This is a genomic window from Mesorhizobium sp. CO1-1-8, from assembly GCF_020164875.1.
In the GTDB taxonomy this organism is placed as follows: Bacteria; Pseudomonadota; Alphaproteobacteria; order Rhizobiales; family Rhizobiaceae; genus Mesorhizobium.
In genome coordinates this window covers 1-19,714 of record NZ_JAIUGZ010000029.1, presented here as the reverse complement: position 1 = coordinate 19,714, position 19,714 = coordinate 1, and the positions used below count along the sequence as shown (strand labels likewise).

20 protein-coding genes and 1 pseudogene are annotated in these 19,714 nt (G+C 61.7%); 6 read left to right on the top strand and 15 right to left on the bottom strand.

Translation table 11 applies throughout. The annotated features are described in order from the left end of the window. Positions 1–268: 268 nt before the first annotated feature. Positions 269–544 (top strand): DUF1153 domain-containing protein, encoded by a 276-nt coding sequence (locus tag LB558_RS32150; RefSeq protein WP_013529904.1) that lies wholly within the window; start codon positions 269–271, stop codon positions 542–544. Between the two features lie 92 nt (positions 545–636). On the opposite strand, the gene LB558_RS32145 is transcribed toward LB558_RS32150, so the two are convergent. Both LB558_RS32145 and LB558_RS32140 read right to left on the bottom strand, forming a co-directional pair. Further along, positions 637–927, bottom strand: a complete 291-nt coding sequence (locus LB558_RS32145) for a zinc-binding dehydrogenase (RefSeq protein ID WP_224701335.1) — start codon at positions 925–927, stop codon at positions 637–639. A 225-nt stretch (positions 928–1,152) separates the two neighbouring features. Beyond that, a complete protein-coding gene (locus LB558_RS32140; RefSeq protein ID WP_127257582.1) occupies positions 1,153–1,530 on the bottom strand; it encodes a flagellar export protein FliJ in 378 nt (125 codons plus the stop codon). A gap of 452 nt (positions 1,531–1,982) precedes the next feature. Between LB558_RS32140 and ctrA the strand changes: the two genes are divergently transcribed. Continuing rightward, positions 1,983–2,678 (top strand): response regulator transcription factor CtrA, encoded by a 696-nt coding sequence (gene ctrA, locus LB558_RS32135; RefSeq protein WP_006203583.1) that lies wholly within the window; start codon positions 1,983–1,985, stop codon positions 2,676–2,678. Between the two features lie 102 nt (positions 2,679–2,780). Here ctrA and LB558_RS32130 read toward each other — a convergent pair whose 3' ends face one another. Then, a complete protein-coding gene (locus LB558_RS32130; protein ID WP_224701333.1) occupies positions 2,781–3,185 on the bottom strand; it encodes a response regulator in 405 nt (134 codons plus the stop codon). 238 nt (positions 3,186–3,423) lie between these two features. Beyond that, on the bottom strand, positions 3,424–4,053 hold the full coding sequence (gene chpT / locus LB558_RS32125) for a histidine phosphotransferase ChpT (protein ID WP_224701331.1): 630 nt from the start codon (positions 4,051–4,053) through the stop codon (positions 3,424–3,426). 391 nt (positions 4,054–4,444) lie between these two features. Between chpT and LB558_RS32120 the strand changes: the two genes are divergently transcribed. Continuing rightward, positions 4,445–4,981 carry a DUF1134 domain-containing protein gene (locus LB558_RS32120; protein WP_224621527.1) on the top strand — a complete coding sequence of 179 codons (537 nt, stop codon included), beginning with the start codon at positions 4,445–4,447 and terminating at the stop codon, positions 4,979–4,981. Positions 4,982–5,221: 240 nt separating this feature from the next. Then, positions 5,222–6,358: a hypothetical protein gene (locus LB558_RS32115; protein WP_224701329.1), complete on the top strand. Its 1,137-nt coding sequence runs from the start codon at positions 5,222–5,224 to the stop codon at positions 6,356–6,358. Positions 6,359–6,360: 2 nt separating this feature from the next. On the opposite strand, the gene LB558_RS32110 is transcribed toward LB558_RS32115, so the two are convergent. The 6 genes from LB558_RS32110 to LB558_RS32085 form a co-directional block, all read right to left on the bottom strand. Further along, positions 6,361–7,164 (bottom strand): TrmH family RNA methyltransferase, encoded by an 804-nt coding sequence (locus LB558_RS32110; protein ID WP_224701327.1) that lies wholly within the window; start codon positions 7,162–7,164, stop codon positions 6,361–6,363. A 164-nt stretch (positions 7,165–7,328) separates the two neighbouring features. Beyond that, a complete protein-coding gene (locus LB558_RS32105; RefSeq protein ID WP_013529913.1) occupies positions 7,329–7,673 on the bottom strand; it encodes an ArsR/SmtB family transcription factor in 345 nt (114 codons plus the stop codon). A gap of 152 nt (positions 7,674–7,825) precedes the next feature. Continuing rightward, on the bottom strand, positions 7,826–8,605 hold the full coding sequence (locus LB558_RS32100; RefSeq protein ID WP_224701325.1) for a HugZ family protein: 780 nt from the start codon (positions 8,603–8,605) through the stop codon (positions 7,826–7,828). A gap of 31 nt (positions 8,606–8,636) precedes the next feature. After that, on the bottom strand, positions 8,637–9,812 hold the full coding sequence (locus LB558_RS32095) for a CaiB/BaiF CoA transferase family protein (RefSeq protein WP_224701323.1): 1,176 nt from the start codon (positions 9,810–9,812) through the stop codon (positions 8,637–8,639). Positions 9,813–9,818: 6 nt separating this feature from the next. Next, positions 9,819–10,580, bottom strand: a complete 762-nt coding sequence (locus LB558_RS32090; RefSeq protein WP_224701321.1) for a 3-hydroxyacyl-CoA dehydrogenase — start codon at positions 10,578–10,580, stop codon at positions 9,819–9,821. Positions 10,581–10,641: 61 nt separating this feature from the next. Beyond that, on the bottom strand, positions 10,642–11,178 hold the full coding sequence (locus tag LB558_RS32085) for a GNAT family N-acetyltransferase (RefSeq protein ID WP_224701319.1): 537 nt from the start codon (positions 11,176–11,178) through the stop codon (positions 10,642–10,644). Positions 11,179–11,452: 274 nt separating this feature from the next. On the opposite strand from LB558_RS32085, the pseudogene LB558_RS32080 reads away from it, so the two are divergent. Continuing rightward, positions 11,453–12,444, top strand: a pseudogene (locus LB558_RS32080) (glutathione S-transferase family protein). Here LB558_RS32080 and LB558_RS32075 read toward each other — a convergent pair. Continuing rightward, positions 12,445–12,939 (bottom strand): NUDIX domain-containing protein, encoded by a 495-nt coding sequence (locus LB558_RS32075; protein ID WP_224701317.1) that lies wholly within the window; start codon positions 12,937–12,939, stop codon positions 12,445–12,447. Positions 12,940–12,992: 53 nt separating this feature from the next. Between LB558_RS32075 and LB558_RS32070 the strand changes: the two genes are divergently transcribed. Further along, entirely contained in the window at positions 12,993–13,916 is a 924-nt protein-coding gene (locus tag LB558_RS32070; RefSeq protein ID WP_127257568.1) for a metallophosphoesterase family protein, read from the top strand. On the opposite strand, the gene LB558_RS32065 is transcribed toward LB558_RS32070, so the two are convergent. The 4 genes from LB558_RS32065 to leuA all read right to left on the bottom strand — a co-directional run bounded on the left by LB558_RS32065 (position 13,900) and on the right by leuA (position 19,330). Further along, a complete protein-coding gene (locus LB558_RS32065) occupies positions 13,900–14,517 on the bottom strand; it encodes a hypothetical protein (protein WP_224701315.1) in 618 nt (205 codons plus the stop codon). The genes LB558_RS32070 and LB558_RS32065 overlap by 17 nt on opposite strands. Before the next feature lie 114 nt (positions 14,518–14,631). Beyond that, a complete protein-coding gene (locus LB558_RS32060) occupies positions 14,632–15,435 on the bottom strand; it encodes an alpha/beta fold hydrolase (protein WP_224701312.1) in 804 nt (267 codons plus the stop codon). 195 nt (positions 15,436–15,630) lie between these two features. Continuing rightward, the gene (locus LB558_RS32055; protein WP_224701310.1) at positions 15,631–17,406 is read right to left on the bottom strand and encodes a tetratricopeptide repeat protein; all 1,776 of its coding nucleotides are present in this window, start codon (positions 17,404–17,406) and stop codon (positions 15,631–15,633) included. A 184-nt stretch (positions 17,407–17,590) separates the two neighbouring features. Then, positions 17,591–19,330, bottom strand: coding sequence for a 2-isopropylmalate synthase (gene leuA, locus LB558_RS32050; RefSeq protein WP_224701308.1), 1,740 nt, complete (start codon positions 19,328–19,330; stop codon positions 17,591–17,593). Positions 19,331–19,714: the final 384 nt, after the last annotated feature.

Sequence of the window (19,714 nt, the reverse complement as noted above, 5' to 3'; positions counted from 1 at the left end):
CGCCTCAATGCCAATGTCGAGAATATAGTTCAAGCTTTACCGGCGCGCCAGCGTGCAGGGCGATTCACCGATCGCGGCCGATCTTCGCCAAGGGATGCATTTTCCCCGGCAAATCAGGGTTTGCGGGCAGATGTTTCAAATGCCGGCGAAAAGACTAACGCGGCGTTCATGATCCTTACCTAGTCATTAGGGTCTGCTTAGGCAATTTTTAAAGCTGTGGCGGTAACGTGGCGGGGATTGGGTCTTTGAGTTTTTTGTAGAGAGTACGATGACCGATCTGGTTAGACCGAGAGTCAAATATGTTATCGGGCCTGACGGCAGCCCTCTTACGATTGCCGATCTGCCGCCGACCAATACACGTCGCTGGGTTATCCGGCGTAAGGCGGAAGTGGTTGCGGCTGTGCGGGGCGGGCTTTTGAGCCTGGACGAGGCATGCCAACGCTACAAGCTCACCACCGAGGAATTCCTGTCCTGGCAGGCGTCGATCGACGAATATGGCCTTGCCGGGCTGCGCACGACGCGCATCCAGCAATACCGGCACTAACCATTGCGAATTTAGACGAAGGGCGCGGCTAACTCCGCGCCCTTCGTGTTTTCCAAAACGCTTTTCGTTTCTGGAAGCGAGCCTTCTGGCGCTCAGACGGTCAGTGCAACCTTGCCAATCGGCTTGGTGGCGAGGAAGGCGTGAGCCGCCCCCGCCTGGTCCAGCGGGAAGCTCTTCGCCACATGGACGGCGAGCTTGTTGGCATCGATCAACCGAGCCAGTTCCAGCAGGCCCTCCCTGTCGGGCACGACGGACATACGCTCGACCCGGATATCGCGCGCACTGGCCTGCGCCCTGGTGTCGTTGCTGACATCGAGCAATGACACCAGTGCGCCGCCACGCTTGAGCACCTTCAGCGAGCGTTGGGCGTGGTCGCCGCCCATTGGATCCAGTCAGAATCTGGCGGGGCTGCTTACCCAGATCAGGTCATGGGCGGAGCAGAATGCGCCGGATATCAAGGATGCCCGTGCAAGGGCAATTGCGGGGAATGAAGGGGATTGGGCCGCGTAGGGCGGTTTTCATTTTTCTTGGCGTATTCCCGCCGGGGTCGCAAGCCACGGCAATGCGCCAGCCTGATGGCAAGCGTTGACGCCGCCAACGGCAGGGTTTTAGCCGATCATGGCGCTGCGGCCGCCGACTTCGGTTTCGCGGATCTTCGTGTCGCGCGATTCCAGCATTTCCGCCTTGGAAAGCTCCGCTTCAGCTTCGCCGAGTAATGATTCGGCGGCGCTTCGCTGCTGGGCGAGGTCGCTTTGGGAGTTCCTGAGGTTGTCGCGGCGCAGGCGAGCCGCCTTGGCGAAGGTTGGATAGGCGAAATGGTTGATGTCGGTGATGCCAGCCTTCTTTTCCTCGGCGGTGATCTGAAGCTCCAGCTCGACGGCCATGCGTTCGAACTCGGCGATCATCATGTCGAGCTGCAGCAGCTGCCGCCGCTTCTCATTCACCTGAAACTGTTTCAGCCGAACGAGGTTTTCACGTGACTTCATGATTCGGTACTCCCGGAAACGCACACCCGCACTTATCGTCCAAACCACCTGGAAACGCCCAGGCCGCACCCGTGTCCACCGGCTTTCCCCGAACTATGGGAAACAAAACCCTAAAGTTTTTTGCCGGCGGTAACCATTCGTTTACGGGCATTGTTAATCATACGGGTCAGGACTTAAGGCCGGGTAAAAATTCCGGCCACCGATGCGGAAGCGACGTCGATGAGTCCCTGGAGTCGCTTAGTCCAGGTTGTTAATGTGTTGCATTAGGAATTTGGTTCTGAGATTCGTTATTAGATTCAAGAGGGTGTAGAAAGAGGTTAAAAAATCTGGTACCGTCATGGACGGGAAATTAGGATTTGTTAACCATTCAATGGCAGCCTCTGCACAAGGCAACCACTGCTCCGGGTCCGGACGGGTCGTGAAATGGTCCGGCAGCAGAAAAGGGGAATGAAATGCGTGTTCTGCTGATAGAAGATGACAGTGCAACCGCACAAAGCATCGAACTGATGCTGAAATCGGAAAGTTTCAACGTCTACACGACCGATCTCGGTGAAGAGGGCGTCGATCTAGGCAAGCTCTATGACTACGATATCATTCTTCTCGATCTCAACCTGCCTGACATGTCGGGCTACGAGGTCTTGAGAACGCTTCGCCTTTCCAAGGTCAAAACACCCATTCTCATCCTCTCCGGCATGGCCGGCATCGAGGACAAGGTGCGCGGCCTCGGCTTCGGCGCGGACGACTACATGACCAAGCCGTTCCACAAGGATGAGCTGGTTGCCCGCATTCATGCCATCGTGCGGCGTTCCAAGGGCCACGCCCAGTCGGTCATCACCACCGGGGACCTGGTGGTCAACCTCGATGCCAAGACAGTTGAAGTCGGCGGCCAGCGTGTGCACCTGACCGGCAAGGAATACCAGATGCTGGAGTTGCTTTCGCTGCGCAAAGGCACCACCCTGACCAAGGAAATGTTCCTCAACCACCTCTATGGCGGCATGGACGAGCCTGAGCTGAAAATCATCGACGTCTTCATCTGCAAGCTCCGCAAAAAGCTCGATGCGGCATCGGGCGGTCAGAACTACATCGAAACGGTCTGGGGGCGCGGCTATGTGCTGCGCGAACCGGAAGACATTCGCGTCAGCGCCTGAGCGACGAATCGTTCGAACTTTTCAATGAAAAACCCGGCTTCGGCCGGGTTTTTGCATGATGGGCTGGAACAGTCTGTTTTGGGGCTTCCGAGCAGGAAACCGTCACGCACTTTTTCTGGAATTGCTCAAAGATGCCGAATCAGGTGCGCTCTTCAAGGTGCGAAAGCGCTCGAGCAGCTGCGGACGGTTGAACGGCTTCAAGAGATAGCCCTGGGCGCCGGCTCGCTTGGCCCGCATGATCGAAGCAATATCGAGCTCGACCAGCGAAATCAGGATTTGCGGCCTTATCGGGCTCTCCATGGCGCGGACGCGACGGATGAGATCGACCGCCGGTACGTCGGGCAAGGCGCCATCGACGACGATGATGTCGGGCATGTCGGCGGCGCACATCTCCAGCGCGTCAAGTCCGCTGGCGGCCTCGATGACAATCATTCCGGAGCCGCCCAGGATGCGTTTTGCAACCTTCCTGATGACGCTTGAATCGTCGACGAACATGCAGCGTTTCATTTCCGGGTCCTCTTTGCCTTCTGGCAGTCCGGTAGCGTCGGGGCATCCAGGACGCACCATAGGCTAATCTGGTAAAGAAGCCGAAAAGGCGTTAGGTAAAATTTTTACAAAGATGGGCAGCTGCCTGCTTTTATTCACGAATGCTTTGGCGATGCCTGGACGATCAGGCGCATCTCAAGTCGATGAGCTGGAATTGCAGATTTCAATGTAGAAATACTTCGCTTTATCGGCCGCGCAATCAGGCCGCCGAAAGCACGATTTCTTCCGGCGTCGCGTGGATCGATATCGTCATGCCGGCTTCGCGCGCCAGAAGCAGCGTGTAATAGGGCTGCACGGAATGCGCGTCGATCGGTTCCTCCGGCTTGTGTCCGGAATGCAGTTCGAGGAACTTCGGCGGCACACGCAGCATCGGGCCAGCCGCCGCAAGCGCGAATCGCGGCTCGGTCTCGAGATTTTCCAGCGTCACCGAAAGCTTGCCGCCGCGCGGAATGGCGGCATTGGCGACGAGGATCAGGTTGAGCAGCAGCTTGACCTTGTTCTTGGGCAGCAACGCGCGGGCCCCGTTCCAGGTCAGTTCCGGCTTTTCGTTCTTGAGGAAGGCGATGGCGACCGCTTCGGCATCGCCGGTATCGATCAACATGCCGGCCGAGCCGGCGGCACCGAAGGCGATGCGAGCGAACTGCAGGCGGGCCGATGCGTTGCGGGCGCTCTGACGGATCAGCTTCATGGCGTCCTCATCGGCGCCGCCTTCATCGAGCAATTCGAGCCCGTTGTTGATCGCGCCGACCGGCGAGATGATATCGTGGCAGACCCGGCTGCACAAAAGCGCTGCCAGATCGGGCGCGGAAAGGGTGAACAGATCGGCCATCGGCGAAAAATCCCTGCAAAATCTCACAACTCATGGCCGGGCGATCGATCGTCACCTGCCACACGAATCACGCACTCTCTCCTCGGGCTTTCTGAATACACAGCGCCCGTGCGTGCAGCAACAAATCCAGATTGTGGTTATGGCAAATGGCGTGTTCACGCAGGCCGCCGACCCCACTTGAGCGGCCCCAAACAGCCTTCGAACCGCCATGTTCATGTGTGAGCTTAATGGTTGAAAAAGGATTACGGCATAGTTTGCCCCTAACAGTTACCCTTAACGGCCGGCTAAAAGAGCCGTACGGGGTGCGAGGCGTCGGCGAAGGTGCTCCCTGACGGAGATTGGAAGCATGTTTTCCCGATACTACGACCGGAGCTTTCTCCGTGTCTTCTCAATGGCGGTCACGCTCCTGGGCGTTCTCGTCTTCTCGACTTCAGCCCTGCGGGCCCAGGAATACACCGCTCAGGAGATTGTCGATTCCGGTCACAAATTTTTTGGTGCGACATCGGGCGGACTCGCCACGGTGATTGAGAAGATTTTTGCCTCCTACGGCCTGCCCAACGGCTATCTGCTCGGCGAAGAGGGCTCGGGCGCGCTGATCGGCGGCCTGACCTATGGCGAAGGCACGCTCTACACCAAGAATGCCGGCGATCACAAAGTGTTCTGGCAAGGTCCGTCGCTCGGCTGGGATTTTGGCGGCGAGGGTTCGCGGGTGATGATGCTGGTCTACAATCTCGACGATGTGGGCAGCCTCTACAACCGCTATGGCGGCGTCGCCGGTTCGGCCTATGTGGTGGCGGGCGTCGGCTTCAACGTGCTGAAGAACAACAACGTGCTCTTGGTGCCGATTCGCACCGGCGTCGGTGCCCGGCTCGGCGTCAATCTCGGCTATCTGAAGCTTACCGAGCGGGCCACGTGGAATCCGTTCTAAGCTGAAGTCCTTGGCTGTCGTTGCCCAAAACCGGGACCGCTTTTGGTTCGACATGCATTAAACTCGTAGCGTTGCGGCAAACCCTTGCCGCAACGCTGGATTTCCGCCATGTCAACGTGGCACAGTCAAAGCGCTCTATGCGCTTTTGGTTTATCTTGTTGCATGTCGTTGTTCCAAAACCAGTTCCCACTTCGGCGACATGCATTAGTTTGATGCTTACCGGCCACAACGGGTAGTCACTTGGTCCAGTCGGTCCTGTTCTTCGTTCTCGGCTTTCTCTGCGCTGGCTTTCTGGCGCTCATGGTGGCTCCAGCCATATGGCGTCGTGCGGTCGCGCTTACACGCAAACGCGTCGAATCCTCGATCCCCCTGACACAGGCCGAAATCCAGGCGGACAAGGATCGCATCCGCGCCGAATACGCGATGACGACGCGCCGCCTGGAAATCAGCGTCAAGGCGTTGCGTGAAAAGGCGGCCGAACAACTGGTTGAGATCAATCGCGGTCGCGAGGCCATGAAGGGCCTGGCGGTCGAGCGGACGGACAAGAACCAGGCGCTGACCGAGCTGGGCGCGAAGAACGAAGCGCTGCGTCAACGAGAGGGCGAGTTGCAGCAGCTTTCGGAGCGTCTGAAGGAAACCGAACGCAAGCTGGAAAAGCGCGCCCTTGAGCTGGAAAAGCTGGAGCGCATGTATGACGACGCCAGTTTTTCCTCGAGCAGCCGGCAGATCGAGCTCGTGGCGCGAGAGTCTGAAATGCAGAAACTCGCCAGTGACATTGCGATGCTGCGCGGCCAGCGCAAGGAAGCCGACAGGCGCGGCCAGGAAATCGCGGCCGAAAGCAAGGCCGCGCGGGACGCCCTGAAAGCCGAGAAGAAAAAAACCGCCGAACTCGACAAGAAGGTCGAACGGCTGCTGGCCACACTTGCCGATCGCGAGGACAAACTCGACCGCCGCGAAAAGGAACTGGAACGCATGCGCGAAAGATCGAAATCCGAGGACAGCGCGCCAGCCTTGCGACTGGTCGGCAAGGGCGGCGATGTCGCCAAGAGCGATAATTTCGACAAGGCAATCGCCAAGCTCGACAGCGACCGTGAGCAGCTCGAGGCGAGGCTGACGGCGCTGGCGCGCGAGAACAAGCGGCTGAAGGCGGATCTCACCGCACTGGCAGCGTCCAAGGCCACGGACAGCAGCTCCGCCTTGCGCGAGCAGATGAACGAACTGGCGGCGGAGGTCGTCCATCTGACGGCCAAGCTCGAGGGGCCTGGTTCGCCAATCGCCAAGGCATTGGCGGTACCGTCGGACGCACGCTCCGGCAATGGTGACCGCAGTCTTGCCGACCGCGTGCGCGCGCTGCAGAAGGCTGACGCGACGAGCTGAGATCAGGCCTCTTTTGCCGAAAAATGATGCAGCGCGATGGCTGAAGCCGCGGCGACATTCAGGCTGTCGAAGCCTTCCGCCATGGTGATCCGCACGTTGTGCAGGCTTGCGAGCAGGTTGCCCGGCAAGCCTTCGCCTTCGGTGCCGAGATAGAGCGCCAGGCGCTCGCTGCGCTGCGCATCGCGGATGTCGGTCTTCCCGCGTGGCGACAGCGCGAATTGTTCGAAGCCACGTCGGGCGAGCACCGTTGTGAAGCCGGCGGTGTCGGTGAACGATGCGAAAGGGATCTTGAGCGCGGCGCCGACCGAAACGCGAATCGCCTTGCGATAGAGCGGATCGCAGCATGTCGCATCCAGCAGAACCGCGTCAGCGCCAAAGGCGGCGGCGTTGCGGAAGATCGAGCCCACATTGTCATGGTTGGCGATGCCGACGAGCACTACGACCATCGCACGGGGCGGCAAGCCATCGAGCAAGGCTTCGGCCGGCTGCGGCTCTCCCTTGCGGCCCATGGCCAGGATGCCGCGATGCATGTGAAATCCGGCGATAGCGTCCATCACGGCGCTGGTGGCGACATAGACCGGGAGGTCGGCGGGCGCCTTGCTCAGGATGTTGTCGAGACCTGCCAGCCGGTTTTCCAGAACCAGGACCGATTCGGCGGCAAAGCGCCCGGTCGAGAGCAGCAGGTCGAGCACCACCTTGCCTTCGGCGACGAAACGGCCTTGCCGGCCGGCGAGGTCACGCTCGCGAATGTCGAGATAGGCAGCGACGCGCCGATCTTGCGGGTCGTCGATGCGAATGGGATCCATGCATTCCTCGCGACCGTCGCATCGGACCGAAAATCCGGCCTGCTTCCCGGCGCTCACCTTGTTTGGAAAGCACGATGCGACAATTCGGGACAATCAGCCAGCTTTGTGCGCCCCGGATGGGCGCATGTCGCTCTGAAATCGCCGGCGAGGGGGCTACAAGACGATCAGGTTCCGGCACGGCGCAAACGGTGCGCCATCTGGGACAGGTCATCCTTGCCGCTGCCGAAAATGCCGTCCAGCATGACAAGCAATTCGCGCACGGCGTCGGATTTGCAGGAGTAGTAAATCATCTGCCGGTCGCGGCGGGTGTCGACAAGGTCGAGGGCCCGCAACTTGGCCAGGTGCTGGGACAGGGCGGATTGGCTGAGCATCACCTTTTCGGCGATGGCTCCAACCGACATTTCACCTTCGGCGAGGTAGCTCATGATCAACAGTCGCTTCTCATTGCCCATCAGCATGAGAAACTCTGCCGCCGATTCGGCGTTCACGATTAGCTTTGTCGAGACCATCGATCCCCCATGCTTCTTGTTCATCCCGACGCCATGGGGGCAATGGCGTCTGATTCCATAAATTCGCTTATCGATCGGCGCTGGCGATTCAGCGTCACCAAAAGGTAGAGCATTTCACTTAAATCTCAAGTGTTGCTTTTGATCCAGCATAATTAAGTCTCAGTCCTGCTGTCGACAATGGCTCGGCCGGCCTTGACCATATCGACCAGAACGTGCCGCAATCCGCCTGCCGCCGCCAAAGGTTGTGGGTAAAAGGCCCGGCAAACATCGTCGCCCGACACCAGATCCATGCCATCGGCATCGAACCCGGCAACACGCCAGCCGTTTCCGGATACTTTCGCGAAATGCTGTGCGTAAACGGCGATGGCGTCGAGATGGTCGGCGTTCATGTGGTCGATGGCCGATTGTTCGCGCGCCGCGAGTTCCTCGACGATCGGTCCGCTGGTGAGCAGATCCGATTGATCGAGCTGATAGGCCTTGCCGAAGCCGCCGTTGAGGCTGGCGCGTTGCGGACCGAGGCGAAAGATCGAAAAGTCCCCGAGACCGGCGTAAAGCTTCGCCTTGGGATTGTGATTGAGATAGCGGCGCTCGGCGCGCGCGTGTTCGCCTGATCCGCGCTCAAGCCGTGCCGCCTGGCAGACCAGTGTCAGGCGCGGGTGTGCCAGCGGGTCGCCCTTGCCCGGTTCGCCGAGCAATAGGGAACAGCGCGGATCGGCAAGCAACGCGCCGGTGTGCGCCGAAAGCATCGACACCAGGATCAGCGGCGCGCCGTCGATGTCGGTGGCCACACCAACTCTGCTGGCCAGAGGCGAGCCGGTTTGCGGTTCGACCACCGCCAGCGCGCCAAAGCGCGCGCTGCGCAGAAGCGCCTTCGCCAGCCGGATCGCTTCGTCGTCCGTCTCGCGGATCACCTTCTTCTTCGGCTCGTCCAACGCATCACCACAGTAAGTTGATTTTTCCTCTCTAGTTATCGGTCAGCAAGCCGGATTTGACAAGGTCGTCAATCTCCGCTCTCGCAAAGCCGAAACGCGCCAGCATTGCCGACGGCAACAGATCTCTGCTGTCGGGCATTGTGGCCGGTGCCGGCTGCGAATTCGCGAAACGCGGCGCGGGGGCGGGGCGCTCAAATGCATCTGTCGTCACAGAGGCGTTGCGTGCCCGATTGTGCGGGTGGTGCTTCGCCTCTTGCAGCGACAGAACGGGTGCAACGCAGGCATCGGTTTGCGCGAACAGCCGGTCCCAGTCGTCGCGTGGTTTCTGCCGGATCCGATCGGCAATGGCGGCGCGCATCGGCGGCCACAGGGCCTTGTCGTACTGGCCGGATGCAAAGCGCTCGTCGAGCGGCAGCAGCCTGGCGAATTCGGCGAAGAATTTCGGCTCGAGGCAGCCGATGGCGATATGCCGCCCGTCCGACGTCTCATAGGTGTCGTAGAACGGGGCGCCAGAATCGAGCAGGTTCGCGCCGCGCTTGTCGTTCCACAAGCCGGCCGCCATCAAGGCGTGCAGGGGCACCGCCAGCATCGAGGCACCGTCGACCGTCGCGGCGTCGATGACTTCACCCTTGCCCGTGCGCGAACGTTGGAACAGGGCGGCCAGCACGCCAGCAATCAGCATCATAGCGCCACCGCCATAGTCGGCGACAAGGTTGAGCGGCGGGACGGGACGGCCGTCGGCATGGCCGATGGCGTGCAGCACGCCGCTATAAGCGAGATAGGTGATGTCGTGGCCGGCGCGGCCGGCGAGCGGGCCGTCTTGGCCGAAGCCGGTCATACGGCCGTAGATCAGCGCCGGATTCCGCGCCAGCACCGCTTCCGGGCCGAGGCCGAGCCGCTCCATGACGCCCGGGCGAAAGCCTTCGAGCAGCATGTCCGCCTTTTCGGCAAGGCGCAGCAACAGATCGGTGCCTTCACGGCGCTTCAGGTCGAGGCGCAGGAGGGCGCGGCCATGGCGGTCGATGTTGTACTCATCCGGCAGCGACAGGAGCTGGCTCGTCCCCGCCCGTTCGATGCGCAACACTTCGGCGCCCATCTCCGACAGCATCAGGCCGGCCAGCGGCACGGGGCCGAGCCCGGCCATCTCGATCACCTTCAGCCCGGCCAGCGGACCGGTTTTAGCGGCAGCGGACAGGCCGGCGCTCATGACCTTCTATTTCGGCGCCATGCGAATGGCGCCGTCGAGGCGAATGGTCTCGCCGTTCAGCATCTGGTTCTCGACGATGTGCAGGGCGAGAGCGGCATATTCGGACGGTTCGCCCAGGCGCGACGGGAAGGGCACGGCGGCGCCCAGCGAATCCTGTACCTCTTGCGGCATGCCGGCCATCATCGGTGTCTTGAAGATGCCGGGAGCGATGGTGCAGACGCGGATGCCGGAACGGGCAAGGTCGCGCGCCACCGGCAGTGTCATGCCGACGACGCCGCCCTTGGACGCCGCATAGGCGGCCTGGCCGATCTGGCCATCATAGGCGGCAACCGAAGCGGTGTTGACGATGACGCCGCGCTCGCCGCCCTGCAGCGGCTCGAGCTTCGACGCGCGCTCGGCGACGAGGCGGATCATGTTGAACGTGCCGATCAGATTGACCTCGACCACCTTGCGGTACTGATCGAGGGGATGGGGCCCATCCTTGCCGATGGTCTTCACGCCGATGGCGATGCCGGCGCAATTGACCAGGATCCGCGGCTCGCCAAGGTTGGCGGCGACGTCGGCGAGTGCAGCGGTCCCGCTGTCGGCGCTGCTGACGTCGCATTGGACGGCAATACCACCGATCTCGGCCGCGACCTTGGCCGCGCGATCAATACCGACATCGAAGATGGCGACGCGGGCGCCCTTGGCGGCCAGCGCGCGCGCCGTTGCCTCGCCAAGGCCGGAGCCGCCGCCGGTGACGATCGCGATCTGGCCGTTCGGGTTCATGGCGTCATCCTTTGATCTCAGGAACAGTGGGACGGATCAGGCGCCAGATCGAAGGGAAAGGTCAAGCCATCGCCGCGGTAGGATCGGCCACCCTGGCCTGATCGGCGTGGCAGACCTCGCCCAAGAGCCTGGCTACCGCGCCCGGCGCGATCTCGTGCGACAGCAGCCGGTCGAGATCGACGGGGCGCGGCATCGAAATCTGGCCGCGCGGAATCCGCTTGAAACCGAGCGGCCCATAATAGGGCTCGTCACCGACCAGCATGACGGCAGGTGCGCCGGCCCGGGCGGCGGCCTCCAGCGCGATTGCCACCAGCCGGCGGCCGATGCCGAGATTCTTAAAGGCCGGCCGCACCGCGAGCGGCCCGAGCATCAATGCGCGGCCGGCACCGGCGGCGATACGGGTCATGCGCACCGAGGCAACGACAAGGTCGCCGTCGACGGCGACAAAGGACAGCGAGCGTTCATGCCCTCCGGCTTCACGAATCTTGTAAGCAGCCAGCACAAAGCGGCCGGGCCCGAAGGCTTCGTCATTGATGGCTTCGATCTCGGGGTCGTGCGCCGGGGCTTCCGGCAGGTATTTCACGTCGGCAAGGCTCATGGTCTTTGCGGTCCGGTACAAGGAGGAAAGGTTGCTGCAAACGGCAGCATTCGCCAGTCAGCGCTTCATCAAGCGCGGGCGCCCTTTCGTCGTCGGTCAAACCGGATCAAAGCAAAGTCGAACATGCGGATTGTCCGCTAGCATCAATTTCCCGCCGCTGCAATCGGCCGTTTCTGTCCGTCATTTCTGCCAAGTGACGGTCTGTTCAGCACCTGACGTCTTCGACAGGGCAGCCTTGCGCCTACATCAAGCAACAGAACGCAAGGAGATTTGGATGGGATTGCTGGTCGAAGGAAGATGGCAGGACCGCTGGTACGATACAGCGGACAATGGTGGCAGGTTCGTGCGGACGCAGTCGCAATGGCGCGACTGGATCACCGTTGACGGGGCGCCTGCCGAAGGCCGGACGCGCGGTTTCAAGGCCGAGCCCGGCCGCTATCATCTCTATGTCTCGCTTGCCTGTCCGTGGCCCACCGGACGTTGATCTTTCGCGCGCTGAAGAAGCTGGAAGGCGTCCTATCGGTGTCGGTGGTGCATCATTTCATGGGCGCCAACGGCTGGACGTTCGTGGCTGAGGACGGCGCCACGGGCGATACGCTCTACGGCCTCGACTTCCTGCACCAGATCTATGCCAAGGCCGATCCCGACTATTCGGGCAGGGTGACGGTGCCGGTGCTGTGGGACAAAAAGGAGCAGACCATCGTCTCCAATGAGTCTTCCGAAATCATCCGCATGCTGAATTCAGCCTTCGACGAATGGGGCGACGCAAGCCTCGATTTCTATCCGAAGGCGTTGCGCGGCGAGATCGACCGCATCAATGCGCTGGTCTATCCCGCCATCAACAACGGCGTCTATCGCGCCGGCTTCGCCACCACGCAACGCGCCTATGAAGAGGCGTTCGGTGAATTGTTCACAGCGCTGGATGCGCTGGAGGAGCGGCTGTCGAAGCAGCGCTATCTGGTCGGCAGCCGTATCACCGAGGCCGACTGGCGGCTGTTCACCACGCTGGTGCGCTTCGATCCGGTGTATGTCGGCCATTTCAAATGCAATCTGCGCCGCATCGCCGACTACCCGAACCTGTCCAACTATCTGCGCGATCTCTACCAGGTGCCTGATGTGGCCGGGACGGTGAACCTGCATCATATCAAGGCACATTATTACGGCAGCCACCAGACGATCAATCCGACGCGGATCGTGCCTGTCGGGCCGGATCTGGATTATGCCGCACGGCATGACCGGGCGCGCTTCGAGAAAGCAGCAGCCTGATCACCAGTAGGGCGAGGGTTGCTCGCCGTCAAAAACCTCGGCGATCCGGCGCAGCGTCGCCGGCGTCGTGCCCGCGGGCAAGCCGTCGAGCGGGAAGAAGCCGGCTTCGGCGATCTCGTGGTCCGGCAGCTTCGGCGCCGTCTGGCTGAAATGCTCGGCCAAATAAAAGCCGACATGGTCGCGGCGGCTGGAGCGGCGGTTGAAATGCATCGATTTGAGCACCGGCGGAGCGGTGAGAGCGATGTTGCCTTCCTCGGCCAGTTCACGGGCCAGTGCCTCGTTCATCGTCTCGCCGACTTCAACGCCGCCGCCGGGAAGCTGCCAGCCCGGGACATAGGTATGGCGAATAAGGAAGACGGATCTGGACGCCCTGTCGTGGATCAAGCCGCGCACGCCAAGCGTCATCGGCCTCCGCAGCACGAAATAGAGATGGAACAGCCTGGCCCTCAAACCTGGCCAGCCGGTCTGGCGGAAGGCATCTCCAGGGCTCGTCATTGATAGCGAAACCGTGGGTGGAAAGCCGCGCGCGGGTCGCCTATGAAGGTTGTATGTTCAGGCTCGCGCATATTTCCGATGTCCATCTGGGGCCGCTCCCCGATGTATCTTATCGCGATCTCGCCTCCAAGCGCGTGCTCGGCTATGTCAACTGGCAGCGCAACCGCCGCCGCCATATGCATGATGCGGTCATTGACACGATCGTCGCCGATATCAAGGCGAACACGCCTGACCACCTCGCCGTCACCGGCGACCTGGTCAATCTGGCGCTCGACGGCGAGATCGAGATGGCCAGGCACTGGCTGGAGACGCTGGGACCGCCGCATGATGTTTCGGTCGTTCCGGGCAATCACGACGCCTATGTGCCAGGCGCCTTCGACAAGGTCTGCCGGTCCTGGGCCGCGTGGATGAGCGGCGACGGCGTCAACACGCCGGTCGACCGCAACGCATTCCCCTACCTGCGTGTACGCGGCAATGTCGCGCTGATCGGCGTCTCGACGGCACGCGCCACGGCACCCTTCATGGCCAATGGTTTCTTCATGGAAGGCCAGGCGGATAGGCTTGGCAAAATCCTCCAGAACACCGCCGGACAGGGACTGTTCCGTGCCATCATGATCCACCATCCGCCGGTGCGCGGCGCGGTCCCGCAGCACAAGCGGCTGTTCGGCATCGCCCGCTTCAACAAGATCATTCGCCGCCACGGCGCCGACCTTGTGCTGCACGGCCATTCGCATCTGCCGTCGCTGTTCTTCATCGGCGGTCGAGGCGTCAGGATCCCGGCGGTCGGTGTCGCTGCCGCCGGCCAGGCGCCGGGCGGCAAGCACCCGGCGGCGCAGTATAATCTGTTCGACATCGACGGTGAAAAGGGAAATTGGCGAATCCGGCTGACACGGCGCGGCCTGACCGGGCCGTCCATACCGCCATCCGATCTGCAGACGGTGGAGCTTGGCACCGAGGCCGCTATGGCCGCAAATTGACAACCATGGCCACGATGCGGTCCCAGAACAGGACGACCGACACCACAAGGCCGACCAGTGCGCCGGCAGCGACCAGGCCAAGCCCGGACAGAAGGGCCGACCAGCGTTTGCCGCGCTCCGTCGCGTGCAGCGGCGGCTCGGCTTCTGGCACATACGCACGTTTCAGGCCGGCGACGGCGGGTTCGACGCCGCCTTCCAGCATCCTCTGACGCTCGACGATGCGCTCGGCGACATAGCGCGTCACGGAATCGGCAACCGGTTTCATCTCGGTGGATTCGGCAAGCACCACCCGGCCGATGCGAGTGTCCTTGAGAAAGCGATAGGTGCGGCGGTCGCGGCCCATGGCGACATGGCTGATGGCGTCGATCCACAGGCGCGGCTGCAAGCCGGACGAGATGACAAAGTCGAAATTGTCCATGTCGGCCGGAACATCGGCAAAAACCGGCGCCAGCTCGGCGGCAAGCAAATCGAGACGCATGCGATGCGCTTCGCGCATGTCGACGACGACGTCGTCGCGATCGGCGAAGGCATTTTTGACGTCACGGATGGCGTCGGACAGTTTCTTCGACTGGTCGATGGTCTTCTCGCCTGCTTCCTTCATCGGCGTCTGCCTCGTGGGTTTGGTTAACACCGGGTTAACACAGCCGCCGGCAAAATGCACTGGCGAGATCGACGGCATAGGGTGCTCAGGAGGGTTATCGTGCGCGAAAAAAGGTCAGCTGGCTGCTGCCGCGAATTTCTGGCGATGCGGCCTGGCGCGGCGGTTGATGTTGCGGCGAATGATCTCGGCAACGAGGTCGGGGGCTTCCTCCGCCAGCATATGGCCGGCCTCCAGCACGTGGTGCACGTGAAAATGCGCCGGCAGGTCATCCGCCTGGGTAAAGGGCAGCACCGCATCGTTGGTTCCCCATGCCACCATCACCGGCATGTTCAGCCCGTCAAGGCGATTGTGCGGGATGACGCCTTGCCGATCGTCCACGGTCATTGCGGCTGCGATCTCTACGAGCTTTTCGAGTTGGCCGGGTCGCCTGCGCATTTCCCAAAGGATGTCCACGGTATGTTCGAGCGGTAGGGCTGAAGGTCCCGACATGACGGCGAGGCAGGAGCGGATCTCGGACCGATCCGCGGCTTCGGCATAGCGGCGCAACAGCGCTCCATTGATTTCGGGGCCAAGGCCGCCCGGCGCCAGAAGCGTCAGCGAGGCTATCTTTTCGGGCTCGGCCAGCGCCATCAGCGCCGCCACGGCACCGCCCATCGAGTGGCCCACGAGATGAACGCGCTTCAGGCGACGCTCCGAGAGATCGGCCAGAACGGCCTTGGCCGCCACCCTGGCCGGACCGGCGGCAGGAAAATCGAGCGACATCCCATGCCCGGGCAGATCATAGGCCAGCGTATGCGTGGAAGGCGTCAGGGCGGAAATCACCTCGCGCCATACATCGTGGCAGCCGCCGAAACCGTGCAGCAGGACGATGGCCTTCGAGCCAACACCCTCTTCGGCGGCAAAAAGTGATGCGGTCATGAAGCTGATTTTTTGTTATTGCAGAATGCGCGACACCAATCGTGGCTGAATTGCGCCTAGTCCAACGTGATGACCAGTAAAATTTTCGCGATTTGTACGATTGTGTACAGAACTTGGCGACCAATCGGCATCGGCGATCGGAGCGCAGGAAATCCATCGGGGCGTGGCGCAGCCAGTGCGCGGACGTCGATGGTGTCAGCTTTGGCTGCCGAGCCCGGCAGCGCGGAGTGCCTGGACCAGACGGTCGGTCAGGTCGGCCGGATATTTCCGCTCGACGAAAGTCGCCCGCGGATCGGCGGCAAATTTGGGGAACTCGGTGGTCAGCTGTTTCAGCAGAGTGCTCACCAGATGATCCTGTCCGGCAGCCTTGGCGCCGACCAGCCGTGCCGCCAGATAGTGTGATTTCGTTGCCGTCGTTCTCAGTGCCATGCTGGCCGCGACTGCCTTGTTCATGTCGCCGAGCATGAGTTCACCGGCGAACAGCCCATAATCCCACCATGTCGGGTGCCCGCTGAAGGTCTCCGCCGCATGATCGAGGATCGGCGTTCCCTCGGCATATCGTCCGGCGAAGATCAGCCCGTAGCCGTAAGCGGCGGCCATGCCGAGATCGTAGGGGTTGAGTTCATAGGCCTTGCGCATCCAGCGGATCGCTTCGTCCGTATTGCCCAGGCGCGAACTGACATAGCCGTAGGAGCGATGCGCATAAGGGCTGGTCGGACCCATCTGCACGCCGCGATGGGCAAACTCGACGGCTGTTTCAATCGTCGCATTGGGCGGATAGGCGTAATGATCGGACACCGCCTCGAGATGCAGGGAGGCAAGTTCCGAATAGACGAGCGACGACTTGGTTCCACCATTAGCCAGCTTCTCGAGGCAACGATAGGCTGCCTCATGGGTCCTGGCGTTCTGGTCGAGATAATATTTGCCGTTGAGCAGCAGGCATTGCGTCAGACCGTTTGGTGTGCCGGTCTGCTCGATATAGTTGTAGATGGTGCCGGAGGCGGGGAGTGCCGAGCTCAGCATGTCGGCGATACGGTCTTCGACCGCGGCGGGTGCGCTGTCGGCGGGGGTGAGATTGCGCGATAGAAGCACCCGTCCGGACGCCATGCTTTGCAGTTCGATCGTGATATCGCCCGCGTCCGGTCCAGGCAGGACGTCGAATATGAAGCTCGCAGCGTCGTCGGCCGGACCGCTGGCGGCGTCGCGGCCGATGAAGTCGATCGTATCGAAGCCACTCAGGCCGGCGCGCAGCGATGCGGCGACACGGCTGGCGTCGGGGCCGTCAGCCTTGAGTCCGATATAGACTTGCGGCAGGGCGTCAGCCCTTGCCGACGATGTGATGCTTGCGGTTGCGCCAGCGGTCTCCGGCATTGCCGAGATGTCGCCGCCTGCCAGCAAGGCAGTGCTGCCCTGGCGAAGGATCAGTACGCCCAGCATGGCGATGACCAAGGCGATCGCCATCCAGAAAAAGCGGAGATGGCGCGCCACCGAGGGGGCAGGCGAAGACGGTACGGAAGCCAGAGACGTCGCGTCCAGCATGCCCGTGCCGGCTTCGTTTGACCGATCGGCGGATGCGGCGCCGTCCAGCCTGAGTTCGGGAACAGCCTCGGCAATATCCGGCAGGCGGATCGCGTTCAATTCATAGGCAGGAACATAGCCGCCGCGCGGAATGGCGATGCGGACCGGCTCGGCAATTCCCTCATTGGCAAAATAATGTTGCAGAAGCTCGCGCAGCCTGCCTGCCTGCACCCGCACCACGGCATCGGTGGACGGATCGAAATCGCCGTCCTTGCCGAAAACATCCATGGCAATGGAAAAGCCCTTGAGCCTGTCGGCTTCGCCGGCCTGTTCACGTTCGACAAGATAACGCAGCAGCTTGCGCGCGCGTTCGGATCGGCCGAACGTTTGGCTGGCAAGCAGTCGCTCCAGTGTCTCGCGCACTGCGGGGGCGGCAGGCGTGGCATGCTGCAAGTGTCGATCCTCTCGAAGTCGGCACAGGTTGAGGCGTGATCATATAGCTCCCGCCCCCCCACACAAGTGTACACCCCATTATGCGATCACGTACCCACTGGATAATCCCGCGGTGGTTAATGGCCCGAAAGATCGGAACCGATCACGAGACTGAGCCGGTTCCGATCTTTGTTCCCGGCGGGCGTCAGCCGGCTTTTTTACCGACGATACGGTTGGCGGCGGACATCACCGCTTCCAGTGAGGCAGCGACGATGTTGGTGTTGATGCCAGCGCCGAACAACTTGCCCTGGGGATACTCCATCTCGACATAGGAAATGGCCGAGGCGTTCGAGCCGCGCTGCATAGAGTGCTCGGAATAGTCGAGCACCGACATCTCGACACCGACATGGCGCGACAGCGCATTGACGAAGCCATCGATTGGGCCGGTACCCGTGCCTGTAATCGTCACTTCCTTGCCGTTGTCGAGGATGACCGCCTCGACGACGCGCCGGCCCTTGATCTCGGTGCTGGGATAGGTGTGGTGATCGAGGAATTTCAGCCGCGCGCCGGGCTGGTCGACATAGGTCTCGAGAAAACGCTCGTAGATGCGCCTGGCCGGCACTTCCTTGCCCTCGGCATCGGTGATCGCCTGGATTTCCTGGCTGAACTCGATCTGCAGATTGCGCGGCAGGTTGAGGCCGTAATCGGCCTGCAGCACATAGGCGATGCCGCCCTTGCCGGACTGCGAATTGATGCGGATGATGGCTTCGTAGCTGCGTCCGACATCGGCCGGGTCGATCGGCAGATAGGGCACTTCCCACAGGCTCGTATTGGCCTTCTTCAGCGCCTTCATGCCCTTGTTGATGGCATCCTGGTGCGAACCGGAAAAGGCGGTGTAGACGAGTTCGCCGACATAGGGGTGGCGCTCGGGGATCTTCAATTGGTTCGAATATTCGTAGACGTCCTTCATCCGGTTGATGTCGGAGCAGTCGATCAACGGATCGACACCTTGCGTGTACATGTTCAGCGCCAGCGTGACGATGTCGACATTGCCGGTGCGCTCGCCATTGCCGAACAGCGTGCCTTCGACACGGTCGGCGCCGGCCATCAGGCCGAGTTCGGTGGTGGCGATGCCGGTGCCGCGGTCGTTGTGCGGATGCAGCGAAACCAGCAGGTTCTCCCGGTTGTCGAGGTTACGGCACATCCACTCGATACGGTCGGCATATATATTGGGGGTCGACATCTCGACCGTCGACGGCAGGTTGATGATCAGCTTGTTGTCCGCCGTCGGCCTGACGATCTCGGTGACGGCGTTGCAGATCTCCAGCGCCACTTCCAGCTCGGTGCCAGTAAAGCTTTCCGGCGAATACTCGAAACGAAAACCTCCGCCGGCCTTGGCCGCCATGTCGGTGATCATCTTGGCGGCGTCGGTGGCGATCCGCTTGATGCCGCCGACGTCCTTTTCGAAGACGACGCGGCGCTGCAATTCGCTGGTCGAATTGTAGAAATGGACGATCGGGTTGGTGGCGCCCTTCAGCGCCTCGAAGGTGCGGGTGATCAGCTCCGGCCGGCACTGAACCAGCACCTGCAGCGAGACATCGGCGGGTACGTTGCCTTCCTCGATGCACCAGCGGGCAAAGTCGAAATCGGTCTGCGATGCCGACGGGAAGCCGATCTCGATCTCCTTGAAGCCCATGTCGAGCAGCAGGCCGAACATGCGTGCCTTGCGCTCATGACCCATCGGGTCGATCAGCGCCTGGTTGCCGTCGCGCAGGTCGACCGAGCACCAGATCGGCGCCTTGTCGATCACCTTCGACGGCCAGGTCCGGTCGGTGAGGCCGACGGTCGGATAGGGCTGATATTTGCGGGCCGCGTCGGGCATCCCTTTAGCCAAATCCGTGTCGGCTACCGCGGCATCGGAGCGGATTTCTTCTCGTGCGTTCATCGTCGTTTCTCCCGGCGGCTCATGGATCCACCTTCGGTGGATTGATGGCGAGCGGCGCCTTTACCAGAATTTCGTTCGCTTGATGTGATTGCCAAGGAGCATGCGCTTGCGCGGCGGTTCGACCGCCGGGCGCTCCTTCAGCGAACCCGGCGATCGCCGATAAGGCCGAGAAGAAGCACGGTCGAAGCCAGCGCGCGCACGGTCTCGCCGGAAAAACCGGTCGGACGGGAAGCGTTGGTGGCGCGCGTGTTCATGGCGGTTCTCTTACAGGAGCGGCTTGTGAGAGGCAAGTGGGGCCGCATGGCGGGTGTCGTAAGCACACGAGTTGTCCGGATTAGGTAGCACGTGAGTTGTCCGGTTTGATCTTCAGCGAACGGAGGCTGG